We start from the raw sequence: 16739 nt of genomic DNA, 5'->3' as shown, positions 1-16739 counted from the left end.
TATTTCAACATTTTTATTTCGACGTTTGTTTAAAACCAGCCAGTACGCATTGGCTGGCAGCGATACCACTACGAACTGCGCCCTCCAGTGTTGCCGGGTAATCACCTTTGGTGTAGTCACCAGCCAGGTACAGACCCGGAAGATCCGTACGATTTTCTGGCCTGACCAGACCCGGCGTGCAACTGAATGTGGCACGCTTTTCCGATATGCACTTATGCCATAAGGGTTTGGCAAGCTCAGGCATTTGCAGGCTCTCAGCCAGTTGGCTGGCAACGTCCTTTGCCAGTTCTTCCTGCGCCAGCTCACATGCCTGGTTGGAAGCACTGATCACTACTGCCAATAATCCTGCCTGGTCTTGATGTAGTTGTCCCCGGTCAAACACATACTGACCCCATTTTTTTTGCCCTGCATCGTCCAGTAAGGCCAGCATGGCGCGGCGCAGGCGCACAGTCGCTGCATATTGCAGGTAACAGGTCGTGATCGCCTCGTAGCTGTAATCCGGCAAAGAGGGAGGTGGAGAAGCCAGCGTTTGCAGCAGGCGCTCAGCTGTAGCGACATCGGTGGCGATGATGACGCCATCATATAGCGGGGGCGCAGTGTCGACGCTGGCATTTTGCCTGGTATTCAGTTGCCACTGACCGTTTTCAGTATGGTGAAGTGAGCTGACGGCACTGGCGAGCAAGGTCTGGCCGCCGTGTTGCGTCACGAAAGCGGCTGCCCTGGCAGGTAAAATGGCAGACAGGTCAGTGCGTGGCAGCAGCATATCAGACGCAGCACGCCTGGCACCCAGGCTGTCGCGCAAGACATTTAAAAACACTTGTGCTGACGCGCGTTCGGGCGGCGTGTTCAGTGCTGCAATGCAGAGAGGGTGCCACATCAGGCGACACAGACGTGGCGTCTGTTCGAAACGCTCCAGCAATTCACTGACGCTGCAATCCTGATGTAACTGCCAGCCCATCCAGCGCGCCGTGGTCGAAAACCTGGCCAACGCCATTTTGTCGCCTCTTTGCAGACCCTTGGCCGTCCATAATGCAAACAATAAATGCAAGGGTGCTGGAAGACGTGGGGCGATGAAGCGCATGCCGTCTTCATTGTCAGGATAAACCATTTGCAGCGGCAGTTTCAGCAAGGCCGTGCCGGTATCAATATCCAGTTTTCGCATCAGTTGCAGACATGAGCTGTAAGCCCCCAGCAAGATATGCTGGCCGTTATCGAGTTCCAGCCCATTGACGCTGACACCGCGTGCCCGCCCGCCCAAATTGCGTGACGCTTCAATCAGGCTGACGCTGATGCCGTGGCGAGCCAGTTCGACTGCCGCAGCGCAGCCGGCCCAGCCAGCACCAATCACCGCAACGCGTCTGGGTGTATTTGCTGAAAACTTAGCCACGAATATAGGTTTTCCAGGCCAGCCATAATTTGCGTATGGGTGTCAGCGAAATGCGCTGGTTGAGCACATGAAAACCGTCATGTTGAATTTCAACCAGCAAGGCGCGATAAATCGCTGCCATGATCAGCCCCGTCCTTTGTGCTTTTCTGTCTTCAGCGGGCAATAAGGCAAAGGCCTGGTCATATAATTTTTGCGCCCTGTCATACTGGAATTGCATCAGTGCTTCAAACTGCGGGCTGTGGCGCGCATTCAAAATGTCAGCGGCAGTGACGGAAAATTGCTGTAATTCGTTGACGGGTAAGTAGATGCGGCCTTTACGGGCGTCTTCACCTACATCGCGAATGATATTGGTCATTTGAAATGCCAGCCCCAGTTTCTCAGCGAATTCACGGGTTTGCGGGTTTTTGATACCAAATATGCTGGCCGACAAGATGCCAACCACGCCAGCTACATGCCAGCAGTATTTTTGCAAAGCAGTGAAATCGAGATAGCGGGTCTGGTTCAGATCCATTTCCATGCCATCGATGATGGCCTGCAAATGGGCACCATCCAATTTATATTCTGCCATATGGGGCAGCAGGGCCTTGGTCACCGGGTGTGTCGGCTGTTGCGACAGCATGGCTTGCACCTCCTGACGCCACCAGGTCAACTTGCTGCGCGCCACCATATCGTCGGTGCTTTCATCGACAACATCATCGACTTCACGGCAAAAAGCATACAGGGCAGTAATCGCCCTTCGTCTTGGCAAGGGGAGAAACAAAAAACTGTAGTAAAAGCTGGAACCACTTTGTGCAGCTTTCTGCTGGCAATATTCGTCTGGGGACATGCTGGATTAGTTAAGTGAGTGGCGGCAGGCAAAGCCAAAAAAACTGCGTCATTATAATAAACGTAATCAATAAGTGAGTTGCGAACGAGATGCTAACAAACTGTCATCCTCAAAAATGTATGCATCCGACCTGACTTATCGGTTTGATGACATCTCCTTCGTCACGTATTTTGCCGAATAAGTGTGTCGCTTGGCTATATTTGTGTCAAAAGAGTAAGATGTGCCGTAACAGAATGTAATCAATTTGAAGAATTGTCTACTTAGTCAACACTAGCTCGTATAATAGTCGGCGCATTATAGTGTGCTCTGAAACCAAGAGCGCGGCTTTTGAAAAATATCACCTAATTCGGACGAACATCTTGAATAAATCGAAATTTGCAGGAATTATTGTTGGCCTTGCGCTTGTCCTGGCTGGCTGCGGCGGCTTTGTCTACACAACGGTCGGCGGTACTGTGACGGGCTTGGGTGCCACCGACAGCATCGTATTGCGTAATGAATCCAATTATATCCAGACGCTGACTGCCGATGGCACTTTTAACTTTAACGTTGCCAGTAATGCCAGTTATGCCATTACGATTCAAACCCAGCCAAATACCGTGAACTGCACGGTAGTCAATGGCACCGGGAAAATGACCAGTGATGCGGCTGTCAGGAATATTTCGGTCACCTGTGTGCCGAATGTGCCTGTGGGCGGTACTGTGACCGGTATGAATGACAATAGCACCCTGGTCTTGCTCAATAATGCAGTGAGTTCGGCAACAGTGACAGGAAATGGTACCTTCCAGTTCCCTGTCTATGTTGTCAATGGCAATCCTTATTCCGTCACCGTCAGCGTACCTCCAGCCTCACAATATTGCTCGGTTGCAAATGGAACTGGTACGGCAAATATTTCCAACATTGCGGCATCCAATAACGTTTTGATCACTTGTGTGCCTGCGGTGCCAGTTAAATTTACTGTCAATGGCTTGACTGCTGGCACGGTATTGACCATGGCAAATACTGCCAATGGCGTTGTAGATAAATATTCGGTAACGGCAATCGGCGTATATGCATTTAACTTTAACCTGCTGGACGGCGTACCGTATGCCGTTACGGTTGATACTCAGCCTGCTGGCCAGACCTGTACGGTGGCTGGTGGTACAGGTGTTGCCCATATCAATGACCCGACAGCTGCCAGCAATATTGCAGTGACTTGCGTCAAGAGCTGATGCAGGTTTGGTCAACACGCCAGTAGTTGCTGGCGTGTTGACTGGATGAATGAGCTAAGCAATACGGCCATACTTATGTATGGCCGTATTGTTATTGGTGGGGCGGTTTTGCTTGTTATGCTTTGCTTGTCAGGTTTGATGGTGACGTTTGGCTGTAGGAAAGATGTCCTGCCAGTGTGAAATCAGAGTTCTTCCAGCTTGCCCGATGCGTTGAAGTAAAAAATCTCTTCATGCTTGAAGCCCCATTTTCCACCTTTGAGCCGTATGAATGGTTCAAAGCTGAAAAACGGTGCATCCCCGAGTGCTATCTTGTTATCTGACTGTATATATTGGCGATCATCATGTTTGGTCACGATGCTGTGGCCGACATTATTGCGATAATCAAGATTGACGAAGCCATTTTGCCGTATGCGCAAATTAGCCCAGTCATATAATTGTCCAAAAGTAGTCTCTGGCGTTACCACCTCAAGCATCTGCATATGCAGGTGGCGAAGAAAAGACAGTCCGTTGCGAAACTCCAGTAATTGTGGGGCCTGTGTGACCTTGCCGTTCTCAACAGGGAATGAGCGGGCACAATCACCCCAGTATTCGGCGTGAGTGGGGCTAAGGTCGACAGTGACCAGGTTTGCTGCGCCCACCATCTCTGTGCTGGGTTGATAGTCGCGCCCCGATACGGAGACACAACTGCGCGAGCCCAACAAAACCAGTGCAGGGCATTGGTGATACCAGGTCTCTGTATAACCAGATTCACAGAGCATGGCATACGCCTTGTCGGCAATGCTTTGTTCAGTGTCTGTCGAAGTGATCATATTCGCCAGCCGTGCGAGCACCGCTTTGGCGGCCTTCTGTACCTCTCTGTGCTTGGCGATTTGTGATTCAGTCGGCATTGTTGGCTCTGGTGCTTTTCAAAAAAGAAAACTTATTTGCTTGCGCTCTTGTTAGCATTGTCGCTGGAGCTGCCAGTCACTGTTCTGACGCCGGCGCGTGTCACGTCAATCGCCGTTCCTACCACCGCACTGCCAACTTTGACCGTTGTTGATACCGCTGCGTCTGCAATGGCAATGACGGTGCAGCCGTTTAGCGACAGCAGGCAGAGAAGGAAAATGCATCGGTATAGATTAGTTTGCAAAACGTGCTCCAATTTTCAGGGGGCGGGAAGGGCGCAAGGGACGGGAATGACTTGCTTGTCAGCTTAGTGCGAATTATTTATTTTAAGTTCATTCTGCGATAACTCCTATTGCTATCAACAAAAATTGCAGAATGAATTGTTATAGAGCGTTACACGGAAAGCTGCTGGCCTGACCGGTGATAGCGCATGCCTGATTTCGTACAGGTATTGAACGCGCTTTTTACATGCGAATGGCACGCCATACGAGTTTTATCCAGTCAGTTTTGCCTAATTTGGGACGATGACGAAATACATCACAGTCTGCCTGTTCGATTTTCTCAAGTATGCACAGGCCGCCTTGCACAACCAGCCGCAACTCCCAGCCCAGCCGGCCAGGTAGTCGTTTAGCCAGTGGCGCACCAGACATCATCAGTTCACGTGCCCGTATTGTCTCGAACAGCATTAACGCGCGCCAGGCATCATTGACTATGCCGTCTGCGATCTGTTGTTCGCTTACGCCAAATCTTTGCAGATCTGCCAATGGCAGGTAAATCCTTTGTTTTTGCCAGTCAACAGCTACATCCTGCCAAAAATTGATGAGTTGAAGGGCGCTGCATATCGCATCGGAATCATGCAAATTCGCGGCATCGGCTTTTTGATAAAGGTGCAGCATCAGGCAGCCTACCGGATTGGCTGAGCGCTTGCAATAATCAAGCAAGGCGGCAAAGTCGGCATATCTGGTCGTGCTGACATCTTGTTTGAAGGCAGACAATAAATCGCGAAAACTTTGCAGTGGAAGCTGGTGTTCACGGATAACCACCGTCAAGGCCTTGAATAAAAGCGATTCACTGCTACTATTTTTTTCTATGACATCCAGTTCAGCCTCGAATGCGCTCAGGTCTCGCAGCCGCTGTTCCGGGCTGGCATCCCCTTCATCGGCAATATCATCGGCGGTGCGGGCAAAGCGATAAATGGTTTCCACTGCCGGCCTTAATCTGGCGGGCAATAATAAGGAGGCAACAGGGAAATTTTCGTAGTGTTCAACTGGCATAAATACAATGAAAAAGCTTAATGACCGAAAAGTCATTGGCAAAAGCAAGATGCTTAATTATAATTACTAACCGCAAAGTCAGTTATTTGATAGTAGCTAGCAATTTAGCAATAAAAACAAAATGGATATTTACTGTAGATATTCGCTGTTTTCGTTTTGACTCGTCTCATTCCGGCCCGGAAAGCCTGCATAGTAAAGGAAAATTCCTGTGTTAACACCAGAAACTAATCATCTCCCTGAAGTGAGGCAGTTTGCTGGAAGGCGTGCTGTCACTTTCGCCTTCGCCATTGCTTCTGCATCGCTTTTGCTTGCCTGTTCCAAGCCTGCCGAAAAAACCGAGGATATCCGTCCCGTAAGGACAGTCACGCTGGCATCCAGCAATATCGATCTGAATGCGGAACTACCGGGTGAAGTCAGGCCGCGTATCGAATCACGTCTTGGTTTCCGGGTTCCTGGAAAAATCGTGGCACGCAAGGTGGAGGTAGGGACACTGGTTAAGCGTGGTCAGGCCCTGATGCAGCTTGATCCGCAAGATCTGGCGCTGGCGCAAATGCAGGCCAAGGCCGGTCTGACCGCGGCAGAGAGCAACCGCGATCTGGCCAAGGCAGAATTGAAGCGTTATCAGGAACTGCGCGCCAAAAATTTCGTCGCCGCTGCCGTGCTGGATGCGAAGGAAGTGGCATACAAGGCAGGTCAGGCCAGCTACGAGCAGGCGTTGGCATCTTATAAAAACCAGTCCAATCAATCTGCTTACACCAGTCTGGTTGCTGATGTGGATGGCGTGGTAACAGGGATAGATGCCGAAGTCGGTCAGGTAGTCGCTGCGGGTACACCAGTGGTACGAGTGGCGCAAACGGGAGCAATGGATGTCGTCGTTGGCATTCCGGAAGATAAAGTCAATACAATACGTCAGATGACGGATGTGAATGTGCGTCTGTGGGCCAATCCTGGTCAATTGATACCGGCAAAATTGCGTGAATTGTCACCTATCGCCGATCCGGTAACACGTACTTTTACCGCCAAAGTCAGTTTGACTGGCGATCCTAAAGATGTGCAACTGGGGATGACTGCCTATGTCAGTTTTGGCGCAAAAAATCCGAATATGATGATCAAGCTGCCGTTGACAGCCTTGTTCCAGGAAAAAAATGCGTCTTCCGTGTGGGTTGTGGAATCTGGTGCTGTCAGGCTCGTTCCAGTGCAGGTTGCTGGTTCCGTGGGCGAAGAGGCATTGATCGCAACGGGGTTGAAACCAGGGCAGGTCGTCGTTACTGCCGGTGCTAACCTGCTCAAGAATGGCCAGAAAGTGACTATCCTTGGCGTTGAAGCGCCTGCCAAGGCCGCACCGGCACCAGCAAAAGACGCAACGGCTGCATCAGGAGCGGCCAAATGAGTGACTCTTCCCGTGGATTTAATCTTTCCAGATGGGCGCTTGAGCATATACCGCTCACACGCTATCTGATTGTTGTGCTTTTGCTGGGCGGCATTCTCAGTTATGGCAAGCTGGGTCAGGATGAAGACCCGCCTTTCACCTTCCGCGCCATGGTAGTGCGAGCGATCTGGCCGGGTGCTACGGCCTTGCAAATGGCCGATCAGGTGACGGACAAGCTGGAGAAAAAACTCCAGGAAACACCGTATATAGACAAGATTCGCAGCTATTCCAAGCCTGGCGAAACTTTAATCATCTTGCAATTGCGTGAATCTACACCGCCCAAAGAAACATCTGCGGCCTGGTATCAGGTGCGTAAAAAGATTGGTGACATCAGATCGACCTTGCCCCCTGGTGTACTAGGCCCATTCTTTAATGATGAATTTGGCGACACCTATGGGTCCATTTTTGCCTTGTCTGGCGATGGCTTCAAGTATGAAGAGGTCAAGGAATATGCCGATTTCGTACGCCAGCAATTCTTGCGCATTCCTTCGGTCGCCAAGGTTGAATTGTTTGGCGTGCAGGATGAAAAAATCAATATTGAGTTTTCGCAAAAGAAATTCTCGCAACTGGGCATTCCCTTTGATGCTGTAGTAGGGCAGATCAGTTCGCAAAACGGCATAGAAGGTACCGGTGTGCTGACCACTTCCACCGATAACCTGCAAGTGCGCGTTTCTGGCGCCCTGATGACAGTCAAGGATCTGGAAAGTATGCAGTTGCGTGCCAATGGCACGACTTTCCGCCTGGGCGATTTTGCGACCGTCAAACGTGAATATAAAAATCCGCCACAAGACAAGATGCGTTTCAATGGCAAGGAAGTCGTTGGCCTTGGTATTTCCATGGAAAAGGGTGGCAATATCATCGAGCTGGGCAAGCATCTGCAAGTTGATGTGGCTGCCATCAAGGCCAAATTGCCTGTTGGCATACAACTGGAGCAGGTATCAAATCAGCCAGATGCGGTTAAATCATCAGTCGGTGAATTTATTCATACACTGATTGAGGCAGTGGTTATCGTGCTGGCAGTGAGTTTCCTGGCGCTGGGTTTGCATACCAAACCTTTCCGCCTCGATATCTGGCCGGGCCTGGTGGTTGGCCTGACGATACCGCTGGTATTGGCGATCACCTTCCTGTTCATGCGTATATTTGATATCGATTTGCACAAGATATCGCTGGGTGCACTGATCATTGCGCTGGGTTTGCTGGTAGATGACGCCATTATTGCCGTGGAGATGATGGTACGTAAAATGGAAGAAGGTTTTTCGCGTTTTGATGCAGCGACCTTTGCCTATACCTCCACTGCCATGCCGATGTTGACAGGTACGCTGATTACGGCAGCCGGCTTCTTGCCGATTGGCCTGGCGAAATCGGCAGCGGGTGAATACACGTTCTCAATGTTTTCTGTGAATTCACTGGCCTTGATTATTTCCTGGCTGGCAGCGGTATTGTTTACACCTTATCTCGGTTATTTGCTGTTGAAGGTCAAGCCGCACGGTGCTGGTGGCGGCAATGAACACGAGATTTTTAATACGCCGTTTTACAGCCGCTTTCGTGCGCTGGTGAACTGGTGCGTCGAATGGCGCAAGACCACTATCGTTATTACGCTGGGTGTGTTTGGTTTGGGTGTATTTGGGTTCAAGTTTATTGAGCAGCAATTCTTCCCCGACTCCAGCCGTCCTGAATTGATGGTCGAATTGTGGTTGCCTGAAGGCTCCTCTTTCGAGGCGACAGAAGCGCAGGCCAAGAAATTCGAAGCTTTCATCCAAAAGCAGCAGGGCGTGGAAAGCGTGACCAGCTATGTAGGAACAGGTAGCCCACGTTTCTACTTGCCGCTGGACCAGATTTTCCCGCAAACCAACGTTTCGCAAATCGTGGTCTTGCCCAAGGATTTGGCGGCGCGTGCGACATTGCGTCTGAAAATCATTGATGCTTTCAAGAATGATTTTCCTGAAGTGCGCGGTCGCGTGAAGTTGTTGCCGAATGGCCCGCCAGTGCCTTACCCAGTACAGTTCCGCGTTACCGGTCTGGAAGTGACCAAGGTCAGGGAAATTGCCGACCGCGTTAAAGAAGTCATGCGCACCAATGCCAATACTGTGGGTGTCAATGACAACTGGAACGAGTCTGTGAAGGTGGTCAGAATAGACCTGGATCAGGACAAGTTGCGTATGCTGGGCATTACTTCCCAGACGGTCATGCGTGCTGCCAATACGATTTTGACTGGAACCACAGTAGGTCAATTCCGTGATGGTAACAAGCTCATTGATATTACCGTGCGTCAACCGGCTGAGGAGCGTTCAACCGTCGAAGCCTTGAGTAATGCCAATGTACCCACATCGAGTGGCAAGTATGTGCCTTTGTCACAAGTGGCGCGCATTAACCTGGTTTGGGAACCCGGCGTGGTCTGGCGTGAAGGCCGCGAATGGGCTGTTACTGTACAGTCCGATGTGATTGATGGCATACAGGGGCCGACGGTATCAAGCCAGATTTCACCGAAACTGGATGAAATCAGGGCCAGTCTGCTGCCAGGCTACAAGATTGAGCTGGCCGGCGCGGCAGCTGACAGTGGTAAGGCGCAAGAATCTATCGCTGCCAATGTACCTTTGGTCATCTTCATCATATTTACCTTGTTGATGTTGCAATTGCATAGTTTCTCGCGTTCCTTGCTGGTGTTCCTGACTGGCCCTCTGGGTGTGGCGGGCGCGGCAATGGCCTTGTTGATCCTGCAACGACCTTTTGGTTTTGTGGCCCAACTTGGTGTGATTGCCTTGTTCGGCATGATCATCCGCAACTCGGTGATTTTGATTGACCAGATCGAGCATGATATTGCCGAAGGTGCGGCGCCATGGGATGCGATTGTGGAATCAGCAGTACGGCGCTTCCGCCCTATCATTTTGACGGCCGCAGCAGCGGTGCTCGCAATGATACCGTTGTCGCGCTCTGTCTTTTGGGGGCCGATGGCAGTTGCCATTATGGGCGGTCTGATCATTGCGACAGCATTGACCCTGTTGTTCCTGCCGGCACTGTATGCGGCCTGGTTCAGGGTGAAGAAGCCAGCCTAGAAAGGGCGCTCTCAATATCGGGCACTTAATCCGCCCCTCATCAGCAATAATTTGCGGGTGAGGGGCGTTTTCTTGTAGGCATCAAAAAAATAAGGCACATACAAACAAAATCCAGTAGAATATCGGGCTGGAGTTGTAATGCCACATACATCAGTTTTGGGCGACGCTTGAATTTCGGGTCGCCCTTTGCTTTTGTACCGGCCATGCTGAGCATGTATTGGCATCGTGCCGGTGAACATAAACATCCCGCGAGGATGGCGAAATTGGTAGACGCACCAGGTTTAGGTCCTGACGCCAGCAATGGTGTGGGGGTTCGAGTCCCCCTCCTCGCACCACAGAATTTTTACTATTTGGACGATTTTCATGGCAACTGCAGTCGAAACTTTAGATAAATTGGAACGCCGCTTGACGATTTCTTTCCCGGTCGCTGATGTGCAATCGGAAGTTGAAAAGCGTTTGAAAGCGCGTGCGCGCACAGCAAAAGCGCCTGGTTTCCGTCCTGGTAAAGTGCCGATGAAAATGGTCGCTGCACAATACGGTTATCAGGTCGAAACCGAAGTGCTGAACGACAAAGTCGGTCAGGCTTTCGCTGAAGCAGCAAACGAAAACAAATTGCGTGTTGCTGGCTATCCAAGCATAGAACCAAAATCAGGTGCAGACGTGGCTGAAGGTAGCCTGGCATTTGATGCAACATTTGAAGTGTATCCAGAAATCACGATCGGTGATTTGTCGACTGCTGAAGTTGAACAAGTCAAATCTGATGTGACTGATGTTGAAATCGACAAAACCATTGATATCCTGCGCAAACAGCGTGTGCATTTCCACGTCAAGGGCGAACAAGGTGCGCATGGCGATGGCGGCGCAGATCAGACTGCACAAAGTGGCGACCGCGTTACTGTGGATTTCGTTGGCAAGATCGACGGTGTCGAATTCGCTGGCGGCAAAGCAGAAGATTTCGTCTTTGTATTGGGCGAAGGTCGTATGTTGCCAGAGTTTGAAACAGCAACTATCGGTTTGAAAGTTGGCGAATCCAAGACTTTCCCGTTGTCCTTCCCGGAAGATTATCATGGTAAAGATGTTGCTGGTAAGACAGCAGAATTCACCATTACCCTGAAAAAACTGGAATGGGCGCATTTGCCGGAAGTTGATTCCGAATTTGCGAAAATGTTGGGCGTTGAAGACGGTGACTTGGTCAAAATGCGTACTGACATCAAAGAAAACCTCGAGCGTGAAGTACGTGGTCGCGTCAAAGCCAAAACCAAAGAAAGCGTCATGGACGCCCTGGTGAAGGCTGTTGAATTTGATGTGCCCAAGACGCTGGTCGCTCAGGATGGCGAACGTCTGGCAGAAATGACACGTCAGGACATGGCTCAACGCGGTATGAACGTGAAAGATGTGCCATTCCCGACAGAATTGTTTGCAGCGCAGGCAGAGCGCCGTGTACGCCTTGGTTTGATCCTGGCTGAACTGGTAAAAGCAAACAACCTGCAGGCGACCACAGAGCAGATCAAGGCGCAAGTTGAAGATTTTGCACAAAGCTATGAAGACCCGCAGCAAGTTGTGAAGTATTATTTTAGCGATCGTAATCGTCTGGCTGAAGTTGAAGCTCTTGTATTAGAAGAAAACGTCGTTAACTATGTACTTGGCAAATCAAAAGTGACAGACAAGCTTCTGCCTTTTGATGAATTGATGGGTAACAACGCACAAGCGTAAGCAGAAAAGGAAATCACATGACAGGCATCATCCGTAATTCGGCACTGGACACAAACATGCTGGGCATGGTGCCTATGGTGATTGAGCAAAGTGGCAGAGGTGAGCGTGCATACGACATCTACTCGCGTTTGCTCAAGGAACGTGTGATTTTTCTGGTTGGCCCTGTGAACGACCAGGCCGCCAACCTCATCGTTGCGCAATTGCTGTTTTTGGAAAGCGAAAATCCAGATAAGGATATTTCGCTTTACATTAATTCTCCTGGTGGTTCAGTTTCTGCCGGTATGGCAATTTATGACACCATGCAGTTCATCAAGCCTGATGTTTCTACCTTGTGCACTGGTTTGGCTGCATCCATGGGCGCTTTCTTGCTCGCTGCCGGTGCTAAAGGGAAGCGTTTCTCTCTGCCAAATTCACGTGTCATGATTCATCAGCCTTTGGGCGGTGCGCAGGGGCAGGCGGCAGACATAGAAATCCAGGCGCGTGAAATATTGTATTTGCGCGAGCGCCTGAACGGCATTCTGGCCGAGAAAACTGGCCGTAGCCTTGAGCAAATCGCCAAAGACACGGATCGTGATAATTTCATGTCGGCGGATGCGGCAGCAGAATATGGTTTGATCGACAAAGTTTTGACGCATCGCGTATAAACTTTGTTTGAAAATAAAAACGCCCGCTCCAGGATGGTTCGGGCGTTTTTTTATTCTGCTCTATAATGTCTCATTCATACTCGACTGCCGCGCATAGATGCCATGACGAAAGTAAGTTTTGCGGGTAATATGCATCTCAGGGAAGCTTAGGAAATTGGTGATTGATTTAGCGCGTGGGTTTTACGCTGAATACTGATTTCATAGATTAATTTTGTTTATTTCATATACGTATCATGCCCGATAAAAAATCCTCCAGCGGAGAAAAGTTGCTCTATTGCTCGTTTTGCGGCAAGAGTCAGCATGAGGTTAAAAAACTGATAGCAGGGCCATCCGTATTTATCTGCGATGAATGCATAGACTTGTGCAATGACATCATTCGCGATGAAGTGTCGGAAATTGATAATATTGCCAGCGCAAAAACGGAATTACCTACCCCTCAGGAAATCACCGATTTGCTGGATCAGTATGTAATCGGCCAGGAAACTGCCAAGCGCATTCTGGCGGTAGCGGTCTATAACCATTACAAGCGCCTCAAGCATCTGAGCAAAAAAGACGACGTTGAACTGGCCAAGAGCAATATTTTGCTGGTAGGGCCGACTGGTTCCGGCAAAACTTTGCTGGCGCAGACTTTGGCACGTATGTTGAATGTGCCTTTCGTTATTGCTGATGCGACAACACTGACTGAAGCTGGTTATGTTGGCGAAGACGTAGAAAATATTATTCAAAAATTGCTGCAAAATTGCAATTACGAAGTTGAACGCGCGCAAAAGGGTATCGTTTATATTGATGAAATTGATAAAATTTCTCGTAAGTCCGATAACCCTTCGATTACCCGTGACGTATCCGGCGAAGGCGTGCAGCAGGCATTGTTGAAATTGGTTGAAGGAACGATGGCATCCGTGCCACCACAGGGCGGCAGGAAGCACCCTAATCAGGACTTCATACAGATCGACACGACCAACATCATGTTCATTTGTGGCGGCGCGTTTGATGGCCTGGCAAAGATCATTTCTGATCGCTCTGAGCGCAGCAGCATAGGTTTTTCTGCCAGCGTGAAAAGCCAGACAGAAAAGAGCGCCAGCGAAGTCATGCAAGATGCAGAGCCGCAAGATCTGATCAAGTTTGGTCTCATACCTGAACTGGTTGGTCGGCTGCCTGTGATTGCGACATTGAATGAGCTTGATGATGCTGCATTGATACAGATTCTGGTAGAGCCAAAAAATGCCCTGATCAAGCAATATGCAAAATTGCTGGAAATGGAAGGCACAGAGCTGGAAATTCGCCCCGCAGCTTTGCAAGCGATCGCCAAGAAAGCGATTGCCCGTAAAACCGGTGCCCGTGGTCTGCGTTCCATACTCGAGCATGCCTTGCTGGACGTCATGTATGACTTACCTAGTCACCAGAATGTAGCAAAAGTTGTGATTGATGAAAATACCATCACGAATGGCGCTACACCATTGCTAATTTATCATGAGCAACCCAAGGTTGCCGGTGCCTGATCAGGTTTTGCATACATTCAATTGATGCCAGATGCACATAATGGGGAGGAAACTCCCCATTTTTTATTTATTTTCGCCTTGTTTTAATTTGATTCGAAGTACAATGGATTAACAAAATTAATTCAGCTTCAATCGTAAAGCTACCCGGGGAAGCTCTCTGAGTGGCTTTTTTTATTGTTTTTTTTCAAGATGGGCTTGTGTTTCCGCCCTGTGCGCCAACATTGTTAACCAGTATTTATGAAAGGTGCGCCATGACGACTACTCTGATTACCGAACAAACCCAACTGCCGTTATTGCCACTGCGAGATGTTGTTGTATTCCCGCATATGGTAATTCCGCTGTTTGTGGGACGCCCAAAATCCATCAAGGCGCTGGAAGCTGCCATGGATCAGGGAAAGAGCATTATGCTTGCAGCCCAGAAAGCCGCTGCAAAAGACGAACCTTCAGCAGAAGACATTTACGAAATCGGCTGTATTGCCAATATTCTGCAAATGTTGAAATTGCCAGATGGCACCGTCAAGGTGCTGGTTGAAGGCGCGCAGCGTGCACGCATTCATAAGATTTATGATTCCGAATCGCATTTTTCTGCCGATCTGACACCGATCAGCCTGGATGAAGGCGACGAGTCAGAAGTAGAGGCGATGCGCCGTGCCATCGTCCAGCAGTTTGATCAATACGTCAAACTGAATAAAAAAATTCCACCAGAAATTCTGGCTTCCCTGTCCGGTATTGACGATGCCGGTCGTCTGGCCGATACCATCGCTGCCCACTTGCCGTTAAAGCTGGAGCAAAAGCAGGTCATTCTGGAAATTTTCAGCGTTTCCAAGCGTCTCGAACATTTGTTGGGGCAGCTTGAAGGCGAACTCGATATCCTGCAAGTTGAGAAGCGCATCCGTGGTCGCGTCAAGCGCCAGATGGAAAAATCCCAGCGCGAGTATTACCTGAACGAACAAGTCAAGGCGATACAGAAAGAGTTGGGCGAAGGTGAAGAGGGCGCTGACATTGACGAGCTTGAGAAAAAAATCCTGGCCGCCAAAATGCCTAAAGAAGCCCGCGACAAAGCGCAGAATGAGTTGAAAAAACTCAAAATGATGTCTCCGATGTCGGCTGAAGCTACCGTCGTGCGTAACTACATCGACACCATTGTCAACTTGCCATGGAAGAAAAAATCCAAGGTCAACAATGATCTGGCGAATGCTGAAAAAGTCCTTGAGGACGAGCATTTTGGCCTCGATAAGGTCAAAGAACGTATTCTGGAATATCTTGCAGTACAACAGCGCGTCGACAAGCTGAAAGCGCCTATCCTGTGTCTGGTAGGTCCTCCTGGCGTGGGTAAAACCTCGCTGGGGCAGTCTATCGCCCGTGCAACTAACCGCAAGTTTGTGCGCATGGCGCTGGGTGGTGTGCGTGATGAAGCTGAAATTCGCGGTCATCGTCGTACTTACATCGGTTCCATGCCTGGCAAGATCTTGCAAAGCCTGTCGAAGATAGGTGTACGTAATCCTTTGTTCCTGCTTGATGAAGTTGACAAGATGGGTGCTGATTTCCGTGGTGATCCTTCTTCTGCTTTACTGGAAGTGCTGGACCCTGAGCAAAATCACACGTTCTCCGATCATTACATTGAAGTGGATTTCGATCTTTCTGACGTGATGTTTGTAGCGACTTCAAATTCCTACAATATTCCACCAGCCTTGCTTGATCGTATGGAAGTGATACGTCTGTCTGGGTATACGGAGGATGAAAAAACCAGTATTGCGCAACGTTATTTATTGCCCAAGCAAATCAAGAACAATGGTTTGAAAGAAGCTGAAATTACCGTTGCTGAAAGTGCCTTGCGCGACATCATTCGCTATTACACACGTGAAGCAGGCGTGCGTTCGCTGGAAAGAGAAATTTCCAAAATTTGCCGTAAAGTCGTCAAAATGCTGCTGTTGAAAAAAACAGAGAAAAAAGCGACCATTAATTCGAAAAATCTGGATAAATATCTGGGTGTGCGTCGCTATGACTTTGGTGTGGCAGTCAAGGAAAATCAAATTGGCCAGGTAGTTGGTTTGGCTTGGACAGAAGTCGGTGGCGATTTGCTGACCATCGAAGCTGTGGCCATGCCAGGCAAGGGTGGCGTGATACGTACAGGTACTTTGGGTGACGTCATGAAAGAGTCAATCGAGGCTGCCCGTACCGTTGTGCGTAGCCGTGCGGCGCGTCTGGGCATTAAAGGTGACGTTTTCGAGAAGAGTGATATTCATATCCACGTTCCCGAAGGCGCAACACCGAAAGATGGCCCGTCCGCGGGCATCGCCATGACAACTGCCCTTGTCTCTGTGTTTACAGGTATTCCTGTGCGTGCTGATGTTGCCATGACTGGTGAAATTACCTTGCGTGGTGAAGTATTACCTATTGGTGGATTGAAGGAAAAATTACTGGCAGCACATCGTGGTGGTATCAAGACGGTATTGATACCCGAAGAAAATGCCAAGGATTTGACTGAGATCCCTGACAATGTCAAAAACAAGCTGGAAATTATCCCGGTTCGCTGGATAGACAAAGTGTTGGAGATTGCACTGGAAAGACAACCTACTCCCCTGGTTGACGAGCCAGTGGCAGTGGCCGCTGCTGCAACGGCTGCTCCTACAGAAACGCCGGCAGATACGACGGTTGTGAAGCATTGATTGATTGCCTGATCGATAAGTTCATCGATCAGGCTCTTCATTGCATGTGCAATAAAAAAACGCCCGATTAAATCGGGCGTTTTTTTATTGTGGGCAAATATTCAAAAATATCCTGGCAGCTTGTTGGCATTCAGGATATTTATGCGATGTGA

Annotated in this window: 12 protein-coding genes and 1 tRNA gene; 8 read left to right on the top strand and 5 right to left on the bottom strand. The window is 49.5% G+C overall.

Annotation, left to right across the window (positions count from 1 at the left end; translation table 11 throughout):
* Positions 1–13: 13 nt before the first annotated feature.
* Both hpnE and hpnD read right to left on the bottom strand, forming a co-directional pair.
* Positions 14–1387, bottom strand: a complete 1374-nt coding sequence (gene hpnE / locus ACO0LH_RS26775) for a hydroxysqualene dehydroxylase HpnE (RefSeq protein WP_422944201.1) — start codon at positions 1385–1387, stop codon at positions 14–16.
* Positions 1380–2213, bottom strand: coding sequence for a presqualene diphosphate synthase HpnD (gene hpnD, locus ACO0LH_RS26770; RefSeq protein WP_422944200.1), 834 nt, complete (start codon positions 2211–2213; stop codon positions 1380–1382). The genes hpnE and hpnD overlap by 8 nt, the downstream gene beginning before the upstream one ends.
* 359 nt (positions 2214–2572) lie before the next feature.
* Between hpnD and ACO0LH_RS26765 the strand changes: the two genes are divergently transcribed.
* Entirely contained in the window at positions 2573–3421 is an 849-nt protein-coding gene (locus tag ACO0LH_RS26765) for a hypothetical protein (protein WP_422944199.1), read from the top strand.
* A gap of 182 nt (positions 3422–3603) precedes the next feature.
* Here ACO0LH_RS26765 and ACO0LH_RS26760 read toward each other — a convergent pair whose 3' ends face one another.
* The 3 genes from ACO0LH_RS26760 to hpnC all read right to left on the bottom strand — a co-directional run bounded on the left by ACO0LH_RS26760 (position 3604) and on the right by hpnC (position 5580).
* On the bottom strand, positions 3604–4308 hold the full coding sequence (locus ACO0LH_RS26760; RefSeq protein ID WP_422944198.1) for a M24 family metallopeptidase: 705 nt from the start codon (positions 4306–4308) through the stop codon (positions 3604–3606).
* A 32-nt stretch (positions 4309–4340) separates the two neighbouring features.
* Positions 4341–4550: a hypothetical protein gene (locus tag ACO0LH_RS26755; protein ID WP_422944197.1), complete on the bottom strand. Its 210-nt coding sequence runs from the start codon at positions 4548–4550 to the stop codon at positions 4341–4343.
* A 220-nt stretch (positions 4551–4770) separates the two neighbouring features.
* A complete protein-coding gene (hpnC, locus tag ACO0LH_RS26750; protein WP_422944196.1) occupies positions 4771–5580 on the bottom strand; it encodes a squalene synthase HpnC in 810 nt (269 codons plus the stop codon).
* Positions 5581–5788: 208 nt separating this feature from the next.
* Here hpnC and ACO0LH_RS26745 point away from each other — a divergent pair, with 208 nt between their 5' ends.
* From ACO0LH_RS26745 to lon, 7 genes are all read left to right on the top strand, one after another.
* The gene (locus ACO0LH_RS26745) at positions 5789–6970 is read left to right on the top strand and encodes an efflux RND transporter periplasmic adaptor subunit (RefSeq protein WP_422944195.1); all 1182 of its coding nucleotides are present in this window, start codon (positions 5789–5791) and stop codon (positions 6968–6970) included.
* A complete protein-coding gene (locus ACO0LH_RS26740; protein WP_422944194.1) occupies positions 6967–10062 on the top strand; it encodes an efflux RND transporter permease subunit in 3096 nt (1031 codons plus the stop codon). The genes ACO0LH_RS26745 and ACO0LH_RS26740 overlap by 4 nt, the downstream gene beginning before the upstream one ends.
* A 248-nt stretch (positions 10063–10310) precedes the next feature.
* Positions 10311–10397, top strand: a tRNA-Leu gene (locus tag ACO0LH_RS26735).
* Positions 10398–10425: 28 nt separating this feature from the next.
* On the top strand, positions 10426–11775 hold the full coding sequence (tig, locus tag ACO0LH_RS26730; RefSeq protein WP_422944193.1) for a trigger factor: 1350 nt from the start codon (positions 10426–10428) through the stop codon (positions 11773–11775).
* Positions 11776–11792: 17 nt separating this feature from the next.
* Positions 11793–12419, top strand: a complete 627-nt coding sequence (gene clpP / locus ACO0LH_RS26725) for an ATP-dependent Clp endopeptidase proteolytic subunit ClpP (RefSeq protein ID WP_422944192.1) — start codon at positions 11793–11795, stop codon at positions 12417–12419.
* Positions 12420–12652: 233 nt separating this feature from the next.
* Positions 12653–13918, top strand: a complete 1266-nt coding sequence (clpX, locus tag ACO0LH_RS26720) for an ATP-dependent Clp protease ATP-binding subunit ClpX (RefSeq protein ID WP_422944191.1) — start codon at positions 12653–12655, stop codon at positions 13916–13918.
* A 251-nt stretch (positions 13919–14169) separates the two neighbouring features.
* A complete protein-coding gene (lon, locus tag ACO0LH_RS26715) occupies positions 14170–16587 on the top strand; it encodes an endopeptidase La (protein ID WP_422944190.1) in 2418 nt (805 codons plus the stop codon).
* The last annotated feature ends 152 nt before the right edge of the window (positions 16588–16739 follow it).

The sequence above is a fragment of the Undibacterium sp. TJN19 genome (assembly GCF_049339485.1).
Lineage (GTDB): Bacteria > Pseudomonadota > Gammaproteobacteria > Burkholderiales > Burkholderiaceae_D > Undibacterium.
This window is presented reverse-complemented; position numbering and strand designations above follow the sequence as displayed.

Bases quoted from the DNA above. Each gene is read 5' to 3' on its own strand.
- hpnD (WP_422944200.1), bottom strand. From the start codon at position 2,213: ATGTCCCCAGACGAATATTGCCAGCAGAAAGCTGCACAAAGTGGTTCC.
- ACO0LH_RS26760 (WP_422944198.1), bottom strand. From the start codon at position 4,308: ATGCCGACTGAATCACAAATCGCCAAGCACAGAGAGGTACAGAAGGCC.
- hpnC (WP_422944196.1), bottom strand. From the start codon at position 5,580: ATGCCAGTTGAACACTACGAAAATTTCCCTGTTGCCTCCTTATTATTG.
- ACO0LH_RS26740 (WP_422944194.1), top strand. From the start codon at position 6,967: ATGAGTGACTCTTCCCGTGGATTTAATCTTTCCAGATGGGCGCTTGAG.
- tig (WP_422944193.1), top strand. From the start codon at position 10,426: ATGGCAACTGCAGTCGAAACTTTAGATAAATTGGAACGCCGCTTGACG.
- clpP (WP_422944192.1), top strand. From the start codon at position 11,793: ATGACAGGCATCATCCGTAATTCGGCACTGGACACAAACATGCTGGGC.
- clpX (WP_422944191.1), top strand. From the start codon at position 12,653: ATGCCCGATAAAAAATCCTCCAGCGGAGAAAAGTTGCTCTATTGCTCG.
- lon (WP_422944190.1), top strand. From the start codon at position 14,170: ATGACGACTACTCTGATTACCGAACAAACCCAACTGCCGTTATTGCCA.